The organism is Neptuniibacter sp. QD48_11, from assembly GCF_047778095.1.
Classification (GTDB): Bacteria; Pseudomonadota; Gammaproteobacteria; order Pseudomonadales; family Balneatricaceae; genus Neptuniibacter.
On record NZ_CP180551.1, the window covers coordinates 3,119,214 to 3,138,039 of the forward strand.

General features: G+C 45.7%; 18 protein-coding genes. 12 read left to right on the forward strand and 6 right to left on the reverse strand.

All coding sequences use genetic code 11. The annotated features are described in order from the left end of the window. The first annotated feature begins 100 nt into the window (after window positions 1–100). The 3 genes from ACMXYU_RS14580 to ACMXYU_RS14590 are packed head-to-tail and all read left to right on the forward strand — an operon-like array spanning window position 101 to window position 3,960. Complete coding sequence (locus tag ACMXYU_RS14580; protein ID WP_415899247.1) at window positions 101–979, forward strand: HAD-IIB family hydrolase; 879 nt, start codon at window positions 101–103, stop codon at window positions 977–979. Window positions 980–984: 5 nt separating this feature from the next. Continuing rightward, entirely contained in the window at window positions 985–2,211 is a 1,227-nt protein-coding gene (locus ACMXYU_RS14585) for a glycosyl transferase (protein ID WP_415899248.1), read from the forward strand. 12 nt (window positions 2,212–2,223) lie between these two features. After that, a complete protein-coding gene (locus ACMXYU_RS14590) occupies window positions 2,224–3,960 on the forward strand; it encodes a sugar phosphorylase (protein ID WP_415899249.1) in 1,737 nt (578 codons plus the stop codon). A gap of 18 nt (window positions 3,961–3,978) precedes the next feature. Here the strand turns inward: ACMXYU_RS14590 and ACMXYU_RS14595 are convergent, their stop codons facing one another. From ACMXYU_RS14595 to ACMXYU_RS14605, 3 genes are all read right to left on the reverse strand, one after another. After that, window positions 3,979–4,293 carry a DUF1820 family protein gene (locus ACMXYU_RS14595; protein ID WP_415899250.1) on the reverse strand — a complete coding sequence of 105 codons (315 nt, stop codon included), beginning with the start codon at window positions 4,291–4,293 and terminating at the stop codon, window positions 3,979–3,981. Window positions 4,294–4,346: 53 nt separating this feature from the next. Next, complete coding sequence (locus ACMXYU_RS14600; RefSeq protein WP_415899251.1) at window positions 4,347–6,014, reverse strand: SulP family inorganic anion transporter; 1,668 nt, start codon at window positions 6,012–6,014, stop codon at window positions 4,347–4,349. Between the two features lie 204 nt (window positions 6,015–6,218). Then, the gene (locus tag ACMXYU_RS14605) at window positions 6,219–7,016 is read right to left on the reverse strand and encodes a formate/nitrite transporter family protein (protein WP_415899252.1); all 798 of its coding nucleotides are present in this window, start codon (window positions 7,014–7,016) and stop codon (window positions 6,219–6,221) included. 321 nt (window positions 7,017–7,337) lie between these two features. Here ACMXYU_RS14605 and miaB point away from each other — a divergent pair, with 321 nt between their 5' ends. From miaB to lnt, 5 genes are read left to right on the forward strand one after another with little or no spacing between them, the layout of a single operon-like run. After that, complete coding sequence (gene miaB, locus ACMXYU_RS14610) at window positions 7,338–8,702, forward strand: tRNA (N6-isopentenyl adenosine(37)-C2)-methylthiotransferase MiaB (RefSeq protein ID WP_415899253.1); 1,365 nt, start codon at window positions 7,338–7,340, stop codon at window positions 8,700–8,702. A gap of 4 nt (window positions 8,703–8,706) precedes the next feature. Beyond that, complete coding sequence (locus ACMXYU_RS14615; RefSeq protein WP_415899254.1) at window positions 8,707–9,699, forward strand: PhoH family protein; 993 nt, start codon at window positions 8,707–8,709, stop codon at window positions 9,697–9,699. Beyond that, complete coding sequence (ybeY, locus tag ACMXYU_RS14620) at window positions 9,696–10,142, forward strand: rRNA maturation RNase YbeY (protein WP_415899255.1); 447 nt, start codon at window positions 9,696–9,698, stop codon at window positions 10,140–10,142. The genes ACMXYU_RS14615 and ybeY overlap by 4 nt, the downstream gene beginning before the upstream one ends. A 31-nt stretch (window positions 10,143–10,173) precedes the next feature. Beyond that, entirely contained in the window at window positions 10,174–11,010 is an 837-nt protein-coding gene (locus tag ACMXYU_RS14625) for an HlyC/CorC family transporter (RefSeq protein ID WP_415899256.1), read from the forward strand. Window positions 11,011–11,015: 5 nt separating this feature from the next. Next, window positions 11,016–12,512 carry an apolipoprotein N-acyltransferase gene (gene lnt / locus ACMXYU_RS14630; protein WP_415899257.1) on the forward strand — a complete coding sequence of 499 codons (1,497 nt, stop codon included), beginning with the start codon at window positions 11,016–11,018 and terminating at the stop codon, window positions 12,510–12,512. A 9-nt stretch (window positions 12,513–12,521) separates the two neighbouring features. Here the strand turns inward: lnt and ACMXYU_RS14635 are convergent, their stop codons facing one another. Beyond that, entirely contained in the window at window positions 12,522–13,052 is a 531-nt protein-coding gene (locus ACMXYU_RS14635; protein WP_415899258.1) for a zinc ribbon-containing protein, read from the reverse strand. 136 nt (window positions 13,053–13,188) lie between these two features. On the opposite strand from ACMXYU_RS14635, the gene leuS reads away from it, so the two are divergent. The 4 genes from leuS (at window position 13,189) to ACMXYU_RS14655 (ending at window position 17,749) form a co-directional block, all read left to right on the forward strand. Beyond that, window positions 13,189–15,780 (forward strand): leucine--tRNA ligase, encoded by a 2,592-nt coding sequence (gene leuS / locus ACMXYU_RS14640; RefSeq protein ID WP_415899259.1) that lies wholly within the window; start codon window positions 13,189–13,191, stop codon window positions 15,778–15,780. Window positions 15,781–15,804: 24 nt separating this feature from the next. Next, a complete protein-coding gene (gene lptE / locus ACMXYU_RS14645) occupies window positions 15,805–16,314 on the forward strand; it encodes an LPS assembly lipoprotein LptE (RefSeq protein WP_415899260.1) in 510 nt (169 codons plus the stop codon). A gap of 6 nt (window positions 16,315–16,320) precedes the next feature. Next, window positions 16,321–17,343: a DNA polymerase III subunit delta gene (gene holA / locus ACMXYU_RS14650; protein WP_415899261.1), complete on the forward strand. Its 1,023-nt coding sequence runs from the start codon at window positions 16,321–16,323 to the stop codon at window positions 17,341–17,343. Between the two features lie 73 nt (window positions 17,344–17,416). Beyond that, on the forward strand, window positions 17,417–17,749 hold the full coding sequence (locus ACMXYU_RS14655; protein WP_415899262.1) for a c-type cytochrome: 333 nt from the start codon (window positions 17,417–17,419) through the stop codon (window positions 17,747–17,749). Between the two features lie 17 nt (window positions 17,750–17,766). Here ACMXYU_RS14655 and ACMXYU_RS14660 read toward each other — a convergent pair whose 3' ends face one another. Together ACMXYU_RS14660 and ACMXYU_RS14665 are read right to left on the reverse strand one after the other, a co-directional pair. Beyond that, the gene (locus ACMXYU_RS14660; protein WP_415882499.1) at window positions 17,767–18,339 is read right to left on the reverse strand and encodes a lysophospholipid acyltransferase family protein; all 573 of its coding nucleotides are present in this window, start codon (window positions 18,337–18,339) and stop codon (window positions 17,767–17,769) included. Window positions 18,340–18,359: 20 nt separating this feature from the next. Further along, window positions 18,360–18,752: a hypothetical protein gene (locus ACMXYU_RS14665; RefSeq protein WP_415899263.1), complete on the reverse strand. Its 393-nt coding sequence runs from the start codon at window positions 18,750–18,752 to the stop codon at window positions 18,360–18,362. Window positions 18,753–18,826: the final 74 nt, after the last annotated feature.

Here is an 18,826-nt window from a genome sequence, read left to right on the forward strand (position 1 = left end):
CACCATTAGCTGCCAAATCACGATAAAAATCGCATGAAATGAGTGCAAACTGGTTAAAAATCAAAGAGAACAGCACCGTTTTGGTAAAGGAAGGTAAAACATGCACCAACCTCTACTTATATTCACAGACTTAGATGGATCCCTTCTGGATCACCATAGCTATAGCTATGCTCCAGCCATACCTACACTTCAGCAATTGGATAAGCAACATGTCCCAATCATCCCTACCACGAGCAAGACCTATGAGGAGTTACTTAGTCTGAGAAAAGAGCTCAATAACCAACACCCTTTTATCGTTGAAAATGGAGCCGCTATATACGTGCCGAAGGGCTATTTTCATTCCGAACCGCCTAAACACCATCTTGTTTCATCTTATGAAAAGGATGAATTTCATTGCTACGTATTCTCTAAATGCCGAGAAACATGGCAGTCACTGCTACAACACCTATCACGCTTCTTTCCCGATGAATTTATTACCTTCGCCCAGTTAGGCCCCTCAGGTATTCAAAGCAGTACCGGCTTAAGTTCAACAGATGCTGAAAAAGCAAACTCACGCGAGTTCAGCGAACCCCTAATTTGGAAAAGCACTGAGCAACGCAAGCAAGCATTTATAGCCATGCTTATAGAGTCAGGAGCCAATGTTCTGCAAGGCGGGCGTTTCTTAAACGTAACGGGCCATTGCGATAAAGGCCAAGCATTGAAGTGGCTATCCGCATACTACATAAAAGATCAAAACAACGATGACTTAATCAGCATTGCTGCTGGCGATAGCCAAAATGATGTCGCAATGCTAGATGCTGCGGACAACGCCATCATTATCCGCTCGCCTGTTGCTCCTAGCCCTCAAATTCGTAACCCCAATCAATATCAAACCCAAGCAACGGGCCCCGAAGGCTGGGCCGAAGGTATCAAATACTTTACCCGTCTGCGATCTAAAAGCACTAACGCTCATACTCAAGACATGCATACTAAGAGGTGATTTTTATGGCTGACTTTTATCAGAATGGCATTATCACGACGTTACATAATTTATCCGATCGCCCTTTAGTGGATCTAGAACGTGAACTTCTCCAATTCAGTCAAAAACGCCCTCTAGCACTGATTCTTCCGTCTCTTTTTTCTGAATTGGAAGGCCCTGCCCTTAGCCATATCATCGATGAAATTTGCGAAGTCCCGTACCTAAATGAAATTGTTATTGGGCTTGATCGCGCAGACGAGTCGCAATTTAGGTTTGCTCAAGAGTTTTTCGGCAAATTACCTCAGCACCACCGAATTCTCTGGAATGACGGGCCTCGCTTACGTGCATTGAACAAGGAACTCCAAGCATTAGATCTCGCGCCAAAAGAAGCGGGTAAGGGACGAAATGTCTGGTACTGCATGGGCTACATTCTGGCTTCAGGCCGGGCAGAATCAGTAGCTCTGCATGATTGTGATATCACCACTTACAACCGAGAACTACTCGCTAGACTGATTTATCCTGTTGCCCATCCTCAATTTAACTATGAATTTTGTAAAGGATTTTACGCTCGAGTAGCAGAAGGAAAAATTAACGGTAGGGTTTGCCGATTACTGGTAACACCTTTGCTCCGTGCTTTGAAAAAAGTGTTTGGAGAAATCGAGTATTTACAGTTTATGGATAGCTTTCGTTATCCACTGGCCGGTGAGTTCTCCTTTCGTAGAGATGTACTCAATGATATTCGCATACCGAGTGACTGGGGACTGGAAATAGGCGTTCTATCAGAGATGCATCGCAACTATGCGAACAACCGGCTTTGCCAAGTAGATATCGCTGATCGCTATGACCATAAACACCAAAACCTATCATTAGAAGATGCGAATGCCGGCTTATCTAAAATGTCGATCGACATAACCAAAGCCTTGCTTAGAAAATTGGCCACTCACGGACACACCTTCAGTACCGAAACGTTTAGATCACTCAAAGCCACATACTTCCGCATCGCATTAGATTTTGTCGAAACCTACCATAACGATGCCGTCATGAATGGCTTGCAACTCGATATCCACAGCGAAGAAGAGGCGGTCGAGATGTTTGCTCGAAACATCATGACTGCTGGCGAACAATTCCTTTCCAACCCAATGGAAACACCTTTTATTCCGAGCTGGAACCGCGTTGCCAGTGCTATGCCTGATGTTTTTGATCGTCTAGTAGAAGCAGTAGAACTCGACAATAAAGAACTGATGTATAGGTAAGGGAGCATTACAATGAATCACTCCCAAGAAGAACTCAGTTTTCAGGTCAAAAGTCATCTAGAGTTGATTTATCCTGATGGAGACACTGATCTCATCACATCTGAGCTGTTTACTTTAATGCGATTGGATGAGATATCTTTTACCCCCACTCCACATAAGAATCACTGGGATGCCTCAGATCTAATGGTGATAGCTTATGGCGATGCAATACATCACCCTGAAGAAACCCCATTAGCAACTTTATACCGGTTTTTACATGATCAATGCCAAGGCATGATCAACGGTATTCATATTCTTCCTTTTTTTCCGTACAGCTCAGATGACGGTTTTGCGGTATCAGACTTTTATCAAGTTCGATCATCTGCCGGAAGTTGGGATGACATTGAAAAGATATCATCAGAATTCCGCCTTATGGCGGATCTCGTTATTAATCATTGCTCTAGTGAAAGCCAATGGTTCAAAAATTTTCAAAAGGGGGAAGGTGAAGGCAGCGATTATTTTTTTGTTGAATCGCCAGAGGCTGATCTCAGCCAAGTGATTCGCCCAAGAACGAGCCCTCTTCTCAGAGAAGTGGAAACGCCCCAAGGAATTCAACACGTCTGGTGCACTTTTAGTCACGACCAAATCGATCTCGATTTCAGAAACCCTAAGGTTCTAAAGGAGTTCATCAAAATCATCCGTGTTTATCTGGATAAAGGTGTAAATATCTTCCGGTTAGACGCTGTCGCTTTTTTATGGAAAGAGTCTGGAACAAGCAGCCTTAATTTGCCGCAAACCCACGAGATCGTTCGTTTACTGAGAACATTGATCGAACATGCACACCCTGAAGCAATGATCATTACAGAAACCAATATCCCAAGTAGGGAGAACCTATCCTACTTTGGCAATGCTAATGAAGCCCACTGCGTATATAACTTCTCTCTCCCCCCTTTGCTTCTTCACACACTTCTCACTGGAGATTGTTTTTATCTAAAACAATGGATGATGAGCATGCCCCCAGCGCAAGATGGGACTGCTTACTTTAACTTTATCGCTTCGCATGACGGTATAGGTCTACGACCTGTCGAAGGCATCCTCAGCGATGAAGAAGTCAGCGCAATGATTGAAACCATGCAAGCCTTCGGCGGACATGTATCTTGGCGAGCACTAGATAATGGCCAAAACAAACCCTATGAAATAAATATATCCTTATTTGATGCGTTACAGGGCACTACCCAAGGTACTGATGAATGGGGTGAAGAACGATTTCTATGCGCGCATAAGATCATGCTAGCGCTTGAGGGAATACCAGGCATCTACATTCAAAGCCTATTTGGATCGAGAAATGATCATGAGCGCGTAAAGATGACGGGACACTTTCGATCTATTAATCGCCATCATTGGCAATATGATGACTTAGTGGATGCCTTAGAAACCCCTGACAACCATCATTATCGAATTTTCGAAGCGATGAAAAAGCTGATATCAATTCGCACCTATCAACCCGCCTTTCATCCGAATGCCACTCAGTTCACTCTACACTTAGGTGGTCAGATATTTGGATTTTGGCGTCAGAGCATCGATCGTCGACAAAGCATTTTTTGCCTTAACAATATTAGTGCAGAGCCTGCTGAGCTACTGCTGTCCAATCTCAACTTGATAGGTACAGACGAATGGTACGACTTACTCTCTGGGCTTCGTTGTGAAGATCTACACCAGACTTTGACGTTAAAGCCCTATCAGAGCCTTTGGCTATCAAACGTGTATTAATAGAAATTAGGATTTTGGCTATACAGGTGCTACCGGAAATGCCGCGATAGTACCTTTTGCCTCAGAAACTTTAGCCACGCCCTCGTTCTCCACCTCGTCGATGCGAACGATCGCATGGGAAGGAATATAAGAGCGCTTTACACCACTGAACTCGGTTTTGAGTTTCTCTTCGCCAGGATCGATAACGAGTTCAGAGCGATTCCCAAAGACCAACTCTTCAATCTCTAAAAATCCCCACATGTCGCTTTGATAAACATGCTTCGCATAGAGCTCAAAAACTTGATCCTGATTTACAAAAATCACTTTATAGATACGATCTTCTTTCTTAGCCATCTGTTCCGCAAACCTAGGTTGCTATTCACTCATTACAAGCCACGGCGCTTTGACTAAGCACCGGCATAAACTTGTGATTCATCAAGATACTGAACAGCTCGTTCCAAAGCTTCCGTACGAGTGCTAGCAAAATCCTTACTGCTGATACGGGACTCTAATCCTAGTTTGAGCAATTTATCCTGAGCTTCTTTTGATCGGGTAATAATCGATACATGCTTACCTAAATCTAGAGCCTCAAAAACTACGTTTTCGATCGACAGTGCCATAGTGTCGTCCAAGAAAGAGACATCACTCAAATCAAAAATAACCGCTTCGTGTCTTTCAATATCCTGACGTTCACGCGCTATTGCCTTGGAAACACCAAAGATCATTGCACCGGACAAATAGAAGAGAAGTACCCGACCGTCCGCCTTGTTCAGAAGAGTTTTCTGCTCTTCATCCAGTGGGATCTCATCATCCACATCCGACATGGCCCGCACCTTCTGCGCTTCAACCATAGAGAGTTTCTGGATAATGATGATATTGGCTACAAAAACACCGATACCTACAGCAACAATCAGATCAACAAAAACCGTCAGAAGCAGCACGGTGTACATAATCAAGGTACTATGGCGGGAGACTTTATGGGCACGTTTGATAAAAGACCAATCAAGGATATCCATCCCCACTTTCACAGCGATGGCAGCCAAGACGGCTAGCGGTATATTTTCGATCAAGGAGGCGGCGCCAAACACCGCTATGGCCAAGGCGACGACCCTAATCACCCCCGAAAGCGCGGTCCGACCACCCGACTGGATATTGACCACGGTCCCCATAGTGGCGCCCGCACCCGGCAGGCCACCAAACAGACCAGACATGATATTACCTAAGCCCTGGCCTACTAGCTCTTTGTTCGAGTTGTGCTCAGTTCGCGTCAAGTTATCAGCGATAACCGATGTCAGCATAGAGTCGATACAACCCAACATACCCAACACCATCGCTTCCACCAACATGATACTCAACTCAGCGTGAGTGAAGTGGGGAATCACCAATGAAGGGAGTGACGCATCGATCTCGCCGATACGCTGGATCTGCTCAAAATCAAAAACAAGCACCGACAGAATACTTACAAAAACCAGCGCTATTAACTGAGGTGGTAGGTACTTTTTAAGTTTTTCAGGCGTAAAGAAAAGCAACTGCAAGGTCACGACGAACAGTAAAAATTCGCCCAACTGGATATTCATAACCAGCTCGGGGAGATTCGACAATGTCCCCACCACGCCGCCAACAGGGGCGGTTTGACCCAACGCGGGGGCCAATTGCATGAGGATCAGTATCACGCCTATCCCGGACATAAAGCCCGAAACCACCGAGTACGGCATTAAGGTGATGTACTTACCCAGTTTGAGGAAGCCAAATATTATCTGGAAACAACCCGCCATCATGACGACGGTAAAGGCCATGGCGAGACCTTTTTCAGGATGCGTAGCAATTAGCGTACTCACAACAGCAGTCATGACTACTGTCATTGGGCCGGTAGGCTCTGAGATCAGAGTAGAAGTACCACCAAAGAGAGAGGCAAACAGCCCGATTAGAATTGCGCCATAAAGACCCGCTTCCGCACCCGCACCTGACGCCACACCGAAGGTTAAAGCAAGGGGTAACGAGACAACCGCAGCGGTCAAACCACCTAACATATCGCCGCGAAGGTTCTTCTTACTCAGCGTATTCAGCGCAAGCATCTAACTTTTCTCTTTGTGTACAGGAATCCAAGCTGTAATTTTACTAGTCGAGCGCAAGCGAGCAAGGTTTATCTGATCCAACTCGACTAAATAATCCTCATAAAAACCTTTCTAGGATAAAACTAGGAGCACTATCGGATTTTATTCAGCTTAGCTGAATAAAATCCGCACAAAAATAAGCTATTCCTAATTAATTAAAGGCGATTATTTGCCAGTTTTTACATGGGTTAGGTACAGAGGCAAACCTACCAACAAGAAGCCACCAACCAAGTTACCCAAAACCGTAGGAATCTCATTCCATAACAGGTAATCCACTAGCGTAAACTCGCCGCCCATAATCATCGCAAATGGGAACAGGAACATGTTCACAACAGAGTGTTCAAACGCCATATAGAAGAACAACATGATAGGCATCCACATTGCCGCCATTTTACTGCTAGCAGATGTTGAGATCAGCGCCCCAACAACGCCCATAGAAACCATCCAGTTACACAACATGCCGCGGATAAAAATCGTAATCCATCCCCAAATACCTTGCTCTTGATAACCTAAGGTACGAGATTCACCAATTGAACTGACTTTCTCCGCAATTGCCCCACCATCAATTTGGTAGCCATAAGTCAGGATAAAGGAAGCAAAAAACGCGACGATCGCAGCGCCAGAGAGATTACCCAAGAAAACTAACCACCAGTTACGTAAGAGCTTTTTAACGGTGCAGCCTGGACGTTTATCAATTACAGCGAGAGGTACTAGAGTAAAAGCTCCGGTGAGAAGATCGAATTTCATCAGGTTCAGCATGATAAAGCCTACAGGGAACAAGATCGCACCAATCAATAAATTCCCTGTATTGGTAATCACCGCAATGGCGAAGAATGCAGCCAAGGACAAAATAGCGCCAGCCATCAACGAACGGATATAAGTATCCCTAGTGGTCATAAAGATCTTTTGTTCGCCTGCATCGACCATCTTGGTAACAAATTCACGCGGCTCCAAATACGCCATAAACGCCTTCCCTTAAAGATTACTTAACATGTAAATAAAGATAAAAATTGGAAGGCAATCTTACCAAAACTAAAGTCTAATGAGTCCCCCTCTATGCACCAAGTGACTAAATACCAGTACCAAATGCCCATAAGTCACCTCGCATCCCTAAAAGCCCTTTGAAAACCAAGGCTTTTACGGCAACAACAACCGATAAAATGAGCCGATTTCAACTCGACTAAACTGTTCATTATCTGGCCGCTTAAGTATAATGCGCGGTCCTTTATGCACCCGGCCATATTTTCCTGCCGGGCTTTGATACACGCAAAATACAGGTGAACAATGGCGAAGAAGCTATTTATTAAAACCCACGGTTGTCAGATGAACGAGTACGACTCTGCACGTATGGCCGATCTGTTGGGGGAAAGTCATGATCTTGAGCTAACTGAGGACGCTGATGAAGCGGACGTTCTGCTCCTGAACACCTGTTCGATTCGTGAAAAAGCTCAGGAAAAAGTATTCCACCAACTAGGCCGCTGGCGAAAACTGAAAGCGAAGAACCCCGATATCAAAATTGGTATCGGTGGCTGTGTGGCAAGTCAGGAAGGGGACAACATTCTAAAACGTGCCCCTTACGTTGACATGATCTTTGGCCCGCAAACATTACACCGTTTGCCAGAGATGATTACAGAAACCGGTAATGGCGGTGTGGGCATCGTCGATGTCTCTTTCCCTGAGATTGAGAAGTTCGATCACCTTCCAGCCCCTAAAGTAGAAGGCGCTGAAGCTTTTGTTTCTGTGATGGAAGGCTGTTCAAAATACTGCACTTTCTGCGTTGTACCTTACACACGCGGTGAAGAAGTAAGCCGCCCTCTAGACGATGTGATTACTGAGTGCGTTGAACTTGCTGAACAAGGCGTGCGTGAAGTTAACCTACTCGGTCAAAACGTAAACGCTTACCGCGGGGATACACATGATGGCGATACTGCCGATCTGGCTGAACTGATCCGTTGTGTAGCAGAGGTTGATGGTATTGATCGTATTCGATTCACTACCAGCCACCCAGTAGAGTTTACAGACAGTTTGATCGAAGCCTATGAAGATGTGCCTGAGTTAGTGAGCTTCCTTCACTTACCGGTACAAAGCGGCTCTGACAAAATTCTAATGGCGATGAAACGTGGCCATACTGCGCTTGAGTACAAATCTAAGATCCGTCGTATTCGTAAAGCGCGTCCAGATATAGAAATATCTTCTGACTTTATCATCGGTTTCCCGAATGAAACTGACGCTGATTTCGAAGCGACAATGAAACTAATCGAAGATATAGGCTTTGATAACAGCTATAGCTTTATCTACAGCCGTCGTCCGGGTACGCCAGCATCTGACCTGCCTGACAATATTGACGAAGAAACTAAGAAAGCGCGTCTACAAATTCTGCAAAGCCGTATTATTCAAAATGCCCAGCAGATCAGCCGCCGTATGGTAGGTACTAAGCAGCGTATTTTGGTTAACGGTTATTCTAAGAAAGATCCGGGATTGCTTTCAGGTCGTACTGAAAACAACCGTGTTGTTAACTTCCGTTGCGACAACCCAGATCTAATCGGTCACTTTGCTGATGTGAATATTGCTCAAGCTTATGCCAACTCTTTAGTAGGTGAGCTAATCTGTTCAGAACTGGACGACAATTTTTCCTTGAAGGCGGGCTAAGCTGTTGAGCACTGCACAATCGATCAAACTTACGCTAGAACCTGAAAATGCTGAGTTTCTAGCGAACCTTGGTGGCCCGTTCAACGAGCACTACAAACTGGTTGAGAAACGTTTAGGGATTGAAATCCGTAATCACGGCAATCATTTCCAACTATTGGGTGATATCGAAAACATCACCTTCGTTTCCGAAATGCTTGAAGCGCTTTATAACGACGCTAAGCAGGACCAACGTATCTCACCCGACCAGATCCACCTTCTAATTCAAGAAAGTGGTCTAGAACAGCGTAATAGCAATCAACAGATTAAAGATACGGATATCAGTATCCGTACAAAAAAAGCGTTGATTCGCCCTCGCGGTGAAAACCAGCAAGGCTATGTACGCTCGATCCTTCAGCACGATATCAATTTTGGTATTGGCCCTGCGGGTACAGGTAAAACCTACCTTGCGGTTGCCTGCGCAGTAGATGCATTAGAGCGTGAAGAAGTTGATCGTATTTTATTGGTTCGCCCTGCGGTAGAAGCCGGTGAGAAGCTAGGCTTCCTGCCAGGTGATCTAAGCCAAAAAGTTGATCCATACCTGCGCCCTCTCTATGACGCGCTGTATGAGATGCTAGGGTTTGAACGTGTAGGCAAGCTAATTGAGCGCAATGTAATCGAGGTTGCGCCTCTGGCCTACATGCGTGGCCGTACCCTTAACAACTCATTCGTTATTCTGGATGAGAGTCAAAACACGACACGCGAACAGATGAAGATGTTCCTGACACGTATCGGTTTTGGTTCTACTGCAGTTATTACCGGTGATATCACTCAGGTCGATCTACCTAAAGGCACGCGCTCGGGTTTGATCCACGCGATGCAAGTGCTGGACGATGTAAAAGACATCGGCTTTACCCACTTCACCGCTAAAGATGTCGTTCGTCACCCACTGGTTCAGCACATTGTCCGTGCTTACGACCGCTTTGAGAAAAAAGAAGGCAAGCAGGATTCCCACAAATGAGTTTCGAATGCGAAGTTCAGTACGAAATTGAAGGCGATCTACCGACAGAAGCGCAGTTTCAGCAATGGATATCCGCTGCGCTGACTGGTCAGATCGATGAAGGCGAAGTTTGTATCCGCATAGTGACACCGGATGAGAGCCAAACCCTCAACCGCACTTATCGCGATAAGGATAAACCGACTAACGTCCTCTCCTTCCCTTTTGAAGTCCCTGAAGGCGTGCCCCTTCATCTTTTAGGCGATCTGGTTATCTGTGCCGATGTGGTTGCTAAAGAAGCAGAAGAGCAAAAAAAGCCTTTGTTTGACCATTGGACCCACATGGTTGTGCATGGCTGCTTGCATCTAATCGGTTTCGATCATATAAATGATGAAGAAGCCGAAGAGATGGAAAATCTCGAACGAAAAATTCTCGCCAGTATGGATATAAAAGATCCTTATCTGTAAAGTAACTAAATATTAGGACACTCGACACACCATGAGCGAAGATCGATCGGGACAGCCGAAAGGCTGGTTAGAAAAGCTTTCCCAAGCGTTTAATGATGAACCTCGCAGCCGTGAGGATCTGTTAACCGATTTGCGTCAAGCGACCGACGACAATCTGCTAGATAACGAAGCACTGACCATTATGGAAGGTGCAATGCAAGTATCTGATATGCAGGTTCGTGATGTAATGATTCCACGCTCACAAATGGTAGTTGTGGAAGCGGATCAAACACCTAAAGAGTTCCTGCCGGTTATTATCTCTAGCGCGCACTCTCGCTTCCCAGTTATCGGAGAAACGCCAGATGAAATCCTTGGCGTCCTGCTCGCAAAAGACCTTCTACCTCTAATCCTAGAAGGCAACCTCGACCAGTTTGATCTTAAAAGCAAGCTGCGCAGTGCGACCTTCATCCCTGAATCTAAACGCCTAAATATTCTCCTAAAAGAGTTCCGTGTTACTCGCAATCACATGGCAATCGTGATGGATGAGTACGGCGGTGTGTCTGGTCTAATCACCATCGAAGATGTTCTGGAACAGATCGTGGGTGAAATTGAAGATGAGCATGACAGCGAAGAGGATGATGGCAACATCAAGCCATTCGATAAAAACGCCTTTATTGTTAAAGCCTTGACTCCGGTTGATGATTTTAACGAATATTTCGATACGGATTTCTCTGAAGAAGAGTTCGATACTATTGGCGGTATCGTTACACAAAAATTTGGTCGCATGCCGAAAAAAGATGAAAGCGTAGATATCGAAAACTTCCAGTTTAAGATTTTATCTGCTGACACTCGTCGTATCCGCTTATTACAGGTAAGCCGTAACGGATAACTATTATGCCTCTGCAACTGCTACTCGTTTTGCTTGCAGGGGCATTGATTGCCCCCTCCTTAGCACCATTTAATACACCCTATTTAGCCCTACTGCCTCCAGCTATTCTGTATCTATGCAGCCGAAACCGTTCGGTAAAGCAAAGCAGTTGGCTTGGTTATATTTTTGGTCTAGGTTTCTTTGGAACCGGCGCCTCTTGGGTGTTTGTCAGCATTCATGAGCACAGTCATACCCCACTACCTATCGCCGTTACCTTAACAGCACTATTTGTAGCTGGCTTAGCCCTTCTCTTTGCGCTACAACAATTCGTTTGGAAAAAGCTGTTCTCTGCCCGTTTCCAAGCACTGAGTTTTATTGGCTGCTGGGTACTGTTTGAGTGGCTTCGTAGCTGGCTATTCACCGGTTTCCCTTGGCTATATTTAGGTAACGCAGCTTTAGATACGCCATTCCAGAATCTTTTACCTATAGGCGGTGTATGGCTAGCAAGCTTTGCCATGCTTGCAACAGCGATTGCTGCGGCCGAATTTATTCGCAGTCGAAATCTACGCCCATTGTTACTGCTGCCACTACCGTTGATAGCCAGTATGCTATCTATGCATCCATGGACAATTGCGACGGACAACGCCCTAAAAGTCGCAATCGTTCAACCTAATATCCCGCAGCAAATTAAATGGAATCCTGAATATCGTCCTGAGATCTTCGCCAAATATATCAAGCTATCTCAACCTCATATCGACGCTGAGCTCATGCTCTGGCCTGAAACAGCCATTCCTGCACTGTTCCAACATGCAGCTACGCCGTTAGCTGAATTACTGAGCGATCTTGATAGTAATGGAGCGACATTAATCAGCGGCCTTCCTAGCACGACAAGAGACAACAGCCACCCTAAAGGCTATCGAGTTCATAACAGCTTGGCGATTCTAACCACGGGCAGCGGCATCTACCACAAACAACGCCTAGTGCCCTTTGGTGAATACGTGCCGATGGAAACGCAGGTTAGAGGCCTGCTCGATTTCTTTAATTTGCCGATGTCGAGTTTCTCACTTCCGCAAGGGGAGCAGCCTTTACTATCGGTTGCGAACCAAAAGATCAGTGCCGCAATCTGCTACGAAATTGCCTATCCAGAACTGGTTAGAAAGAACTCGTTAAACGCTGATATATTGCTTACCGTGTCTAACGATACTTGGTTTGGTGCATCCATCGCACCAGCTCAACATATGCAGATTGCCCGTGTCAGAGCAGTAGAAAATGGTCGCTGGCTGATCCGAGGAACCAATAATGGCCTAACCGGCATTATCGATCCACAAGGGCAGATCGTAGAACAACTCCCACAGTTCCAAGCAGGCGTTTTACGAACACAAGTTTTTAGCATGCAAGGCATGACGCCTTTTCAGGAGTTTGGATCACTACCGATCCTCGTCTTAGCAGGACTGTTTACTCTGTTCGGGCTAGGGCGTCATCAGCTAGCCCTGCAAGACAATCCCTATCCCGATTTCAGTTAGAACTATCGATTATGGCCAAGGTTGAGAAACTCGCTTAAAGAACGTTTTTCCACAGGCCTGACAAGGCTCAAGTTTTTCTGTTTTCTTTAAAATAAACTGAGTTGAACAACTTAAACACTGCAACGTCCCTACTGTAGCCAACTCTCCAGCAATGTACTGATCCTCATCGTGATCTAAACGCTCTCGTAACAACTCTTGCCCAATGCGGGTTTGATCTGCAATCAACTTAAGCTGTTCGGCAAAAGTATGCTCTAACGCATTCAGATCAAATTTGAGCCAAGCAGCAATCCCAGCACCGGTTTCATGAGCATAATAGCCCAAGGTTTTAAGGTCTCGAGCCAAATAAGCTTTCAGCAGATCCAGCTCATCCCGAGTCATATCCTCTGCTGCCAGCTCTAACTCCACAGCATCATGAATTTTTTCCTGCAACAGATCCCAAGATCTAGCTTCTGACGTTTTCAGATCCTTAGTTAGTCGCAGGAGCACTCTGTCATAGTCTGTTGAAGCCAGTTTCGTTTTCTTATCGCTATCCGCGCCCATAAAACCACCTCGTTTTTAGCAGAAATGCTGTTTGCCCTCTTGTATATATTGTATGCTATGCCCCAATTAGCAAACTTTTATTAACCGGCGTCAATTGGATGCCGGTTTTTCATCATAGGCATAACGATTCACGAACATGAACGAACAATATCGTCCTCAGAAGATTGAACAAGCCATCCAGAAACACTGGCAAGATAACGACAGCTTCAAATGCGAAGAAGATCTGCAGAAAGAAAAATTCTACTGCCTGTCTATGTTCCCTTACCCAAGTGGACGTCTCCACATGGGCCATGTTCGTAACTACACCATTGGTGATGTAGTTTCCCGTTACCAGCGTATGCAGGGCAAAAACGTACTTCAACCAATGGGTTGGGACGCTTTCGGTCTACCTGCAGAAAACGCAGCGATGAAAAACAACGTTGCGCCAGCAAAATGGACCTATGAAAACATTGATTACATGCGTAACCAGCTACAGCAGATGGGCTTTGGTTACGACTGGAATCGTGAACTAGCAACTTGCCACCCAGAGTACTATCGTTGGGAGCAATGGTTCTTCACTAAGTTGATGGACAAAGGCTTAGTTTACAAGAAAGAAGCTGAAGTAAACTGGGATCCTGTTGACCAAACAGTCCTTGCCAACGAGCAGGTTATTGATGGTCGCGGCTGGCGCTCAGGTGCGCTAGTTGAGCGTAAGAAGATCCCTCAGTGGTTCCTTAAAATCACAGATTACGCAGATCAGCTGCTGGAAGATCTAGACAAACTAGATCAATGGCCAGAGCAGGTTCGCACTATGCAGAAGAACTGGATCGGCCGCTCTGAAGGTGTTGAACTAATGTTCGACGTTGACGGTTATGGTGAGCTAGAAGTCTTCACAACACGTCCAGACACACTAATGGGTGTTACTTATGTTGCCGTTGCGGCTCAACACCCACTTGCACTTAAAGCTGCTGAAAACAATCCAGAGCTTGCAGCATTTGTTGAAGAGTGCAAAAACGTTAAAGTTGCCGAAGCTGATATGGCAACGATGGAAAAGAAAGGTATGGCGCTTGGCATCACTGCCATTCACCCACTTACCGGTGAAGAAGTACCTGTCTGGACTGCAAACTTCGTATTGATGGATTACGGCTCTGGCGCAGTTATGTCTGTTCCAGGCCACGATCAGCGTGACTGGGAATTCGCAACTAAGTACGGTTTGGATATCAAACAAGTTATCCGCCCATTAGACGATACAGACGTTGATCTAAGCGTTGAAGCGTACACAGAAAAAGGCGCTTTGATTAACTCTGGCGCTTACGACGATCTTGAATTCGACGTTGCATTTAAAGCGATCGCATCTGACCTAGAAGCGAAAGGCAAAGGTAAAGTTACGGTTAACTTCCGTCTACGTGACTGGGGTGTATCTCGTCAGCGTTATTGGGGTGCTCCAATCCCTGTCATCAACTGTAAGAGCTGTGGTGCAGTACCTGTGCCAGAAGATCAGCTTCCAGTTGTTCTACCTACAGAAGTGGAGTTTGATGGTAGCGGCTCTCCAATCAAAAAGATGGAAAGCTTCATCAACACAACCTGCCCGAAATGCGGTGGTGCTGCTGAACGTGAAACAGACACATTCGATACGTTCATGGAATCCTCTTGGTACTACGCGCGTTATGCTTCTCGTAGCAGCGAAAATGCCATGCTTGAGCCAGAGAAAGCGAACTACTGGCTACCAGTAGATCAATATATCGGCGGTATCGAGCACGCGATTCTGCATCTACTTTACTCTCGTTTCTTCCACAAGTTGATGCGTGATGAAGGTTTGGTTGATAGCGACGAGCCATTCAAGCGCCTACTTTGCCAAGGCATGGTATTGGCTGACAGCTTCTTCTATGAAGATGAGAACGGTGGCCAAGTTTGGGTTTCACCATCCGACGTTGATATCAAAACCGATGAGAAAGGCCGCGTAGTTAGCGCAGCTCATCGCACTACCGGTCAGGCGCTTCAGCATGACGGTATGTCTAAGATGTCTAAATCCAAGAACAACGGTATCGATCCACAAGTAATGATCGATAAATACGGCGCTGATACGGTGCGTCTATTTATGATGTTCGCAGCACCACCAGAGCAGTCTCTAGAGTGGTCTGATACAGGTGTTGAAGGTGCTCACCGCTTCCTTAAGCGTCTATGGAAACAAGTTCACGATCATCTAAAAGTTGGCGGTTCTACTGTTGCGATCGATAAAGATAGCCTAACTGATGTTCAGAAAGAGCTGCGCCTGAAAGTTCACTCAACGATTCAGAAAGTATCTGACGATATGGAGCGCCGCCAGACATTCAATACAGCTATCGCTGCTGTGATGGAACTGTCTAACACTATCGCTAAGTTTGTAGATATCAGTGAACAAGGTCGCGCGGTAATGCAAGAAGCACTAGAAGCAGCAATACTGCTACTAGGCCCAATTGTTCCGCATATCAGCCACCAGCTTTGGATCGAGCTAGGTAACGAAGGCGACGCTCTAACTGCGGCTTGGCCACAGGTTGACGAAAGCGCATTAGTTCAAGACACCATTCAACTGGTTGTACAGGTTAATGGTAAAGTTCGTGCGAAGATCAACGTTGCTGCAGATGCAGACGAAGATGTAGTTCTTCACACAGCACTAGCTGACGAAAATGTTCAAAAACACATGGCAGATAAGACAATCCGTAAGAAGATTGTTGTACCTGGCCGTCTAGTGAACATTGTAGTTGGTTAATTAGTGCGGACTAAGGAGCAGATCATGATCAAACAATGGCAATCATTGACTGGAAAAATCATTCTGTTGCTCACTTTGTGTGGCTTCATGAGCGCATGCGGTTTTCAGCTGCGTGGCGCTCAAGAAGTATCTGCAGACAAGCAGCAAGTAACGATTGTAAAAGGCAATGCCAGTGGTGAGCTGCTCAAGCACTTACGCCAGAACATGAAGTTCAACGGTATCAAAGAAGTCTCTGGCGCCCCTTATCAAATCCAACTAAGCAATCATCGCTACAAACGTCGTGCTGCAACCATCAGTAGCAGTGCCGATGTGGATGAGTATGAGCTATCAGTAGAAGTTGTGATGCTAGTAGCAGACCAACAGGGCACACCTATAACCTCTGATATTAAGATCCAGCGCGAGCGTATTTATACCTACGATAAAAACGCCGCTGCTGCGAGCTCAGAACAAGAAGAGCTATTGCGCCGCGAGCTTTATAATTCCGTTGCACAATCAATTCTTCGCCGCTATCTGGCTACCAACAGCGCTCAATAAGCCTGTATGAAACTGCGCCCAGAGCAACTTAGCGGTCATCTAAAAAAAGGGTTATCACCGGTTTATTTGATTACCGGTGATGAGCCCCTACTCTCGGAAGAGAGTAGCGATCTTCTTCGTCACCACCTGCAACAACAGGGCTTTAGCGAACGCGAAGTCCTCCATGTTGATGGCAGTTTCAGCTGGGAATACCTACTGGAATGTGCCAATGCGCTTTCCCTGTTTGCTGAAAAGAAGATTATCGAGCTACGCCTGGGTAGCAGCAAGCTCAATAAGAAATCCAGCGAGATCCTGCGCGAATACCTCAATAATCCTGCACCGGATAACATCCTGTTTATTATTGCCGATAAACTCGATGGCACCGCTAAAAAGAGCGCTTGGTTTAAAGCGATCGATAGCACGGGGGTAATAGTTGAAGTATGGCCCGTAGAAGCTGAGCAACTACCCAACTGGATTCGTCAGCGCGCAGCACAGATCGAGCTAAAACTAGATGATGAGGCGATTCAGCTGCTTTGTGATCGCATTGAAGGCAACCTATTGGCAGCTAAACAGGAACTAAGCAAACTCAGTCTGTTGTTCCCAAACCAAGTTGTTACCGCCGACGATGTCATCAACGCCGTATCTGATAGCTCCCGCTATGATATCTACGGCCTTTCAGACGCAGCCCTACAAGGCCAAGCCTCTCGTTGCTGCAAGATTCTGCAAGTTTTACGACAAGATGGTACTGAGCCTCCAGTAGTGCTTTGGGCCTTATCCAAAGAGCTTCGCTCCCTAGCAGCGATCCAACAAGCACAAAACAACGGCCAATCATTCGATGCGGTATGCCAACGGGAACGCATCTGGGGTAAACGTAAACCCTTAGCCCGCAAAGCCTCACAACGCATTAGTAGTGCTCAGATCAACCAAGCTCTGCAGCAATGTGCCGAGGTAGATAAGATCGTTAAGGGCATGGCTGTTGGCGACGCTTGGCTATTGCTGACTTCAATCTCGCTAACCCTTTCTGGGCAAGCACTCGCACTTCCTAATTAAGCACTCAAGAACAGCTAGTTTCACCACTCTTCATCAGCTATGATGCGGTTAGATATCAATGAGATAGATAACCATGCGTTCACTCGCCTTAAGTCTATTATGCACAACAGCGCTTCTACTAAGTGGTTGCGACAGAGAGATTCCGCCAGAGCGAATGAAATCTGGAGAGGATCTATATGGTTACTACTGCAAAGAGTGCCATACCAAGCATGGCCCCGGCGCATATATGGAAAAGTTTGCCGGAAAGGAACCGATGGAAGCGTATAAGATTATTTTGATGATCAAATACGGCTATAACAAAGAAAAACACAGCATGCCGGTTTTTGATCAGCTTTCAGAAAAACAAGCAGATGCTGTAGCTCAATATGTAGTTAAACTTCAGCATTCACATATGACAGCTAAGTAAGCGCCCCCTTTAACTTATTACTGAGTGGGATGTAGATAATCCCCATATTGTTCAAAAATCTTTGCCAAATCAGCCTCATAATCGCCGCTGGTTTCGAAGCTACCTAGCACCCCTGCCTTCTTCTGCTTGTAATCGATAAAGCCCAAGGCAATCGGCACACCTGCCCCATGAGCAATATAGTAGAAACCGGATTTCCATTTATCCACTTTAGAGCGCGTGCCTTCGGGGGACATCATAATCCGCAGTTCGGCATGTTGATCAAATTGTTGCACCGTTGCTTCAACCATATTGTTCGACTTGCTTCGATCAACCGGAATTCCTCCCATCCATCGCATCAAACCGCCAAAAGGAAATTTAAAGATACTGTCTTTTCCCACCCAATAGAGAGGAACATCGAGTGAGAAAGCGACCATCAAGCTAAACGGCATATCCCAGTTTGTAGTATGGGGAGCACCAATCACAACACACTGCTTTAACTCTTTGGGGATATTACCCACAACCTTCCAGCCCAACAGTTTCAGAACAGTTCGAGAGAACCAGCGCAAACAAGGCTGAACCACAGGGGTGGAAAACATCGTTTTATGTAACATTACATCCCCGATAAAGGCGTTTAATTTGACTCAACAGCTATTATTTTAGCCTGACCATCAGCAGTTAGCGTCAGGTTTAACTTTACTTGGTGCCAACCCTGCGAAATTTTCACATCCTCAGCACTGATAGACTCATACCACTGCTGATCACCAATCTGCCAATCGATCAGCGCAGTCTCTCCGCGTAAAGGTCGCGCTTTAAATCGAAACGCGCAAAAACCATTTAGAGCTACCTGCTGACAAACAATTTTGCTCCTTGTGGATAAAACTTCGATCCGAACACTGGTTAAAGTTTGATTGGATAGGTTAGTTACAGTGATTTGATCAAGCTGGGTAGGTTTGCTTATTGGCTGCACATTTTGAGCACAGCCAGATAGCACGAATAAGATAAGAGGCGTTAGGAATTTGATCATAAGGGAAGTATAACGAGTCAGATAGTAAGAGTTAAATCATATAGAAGCTCATATCGCTTAACGTGTTCTCTCTA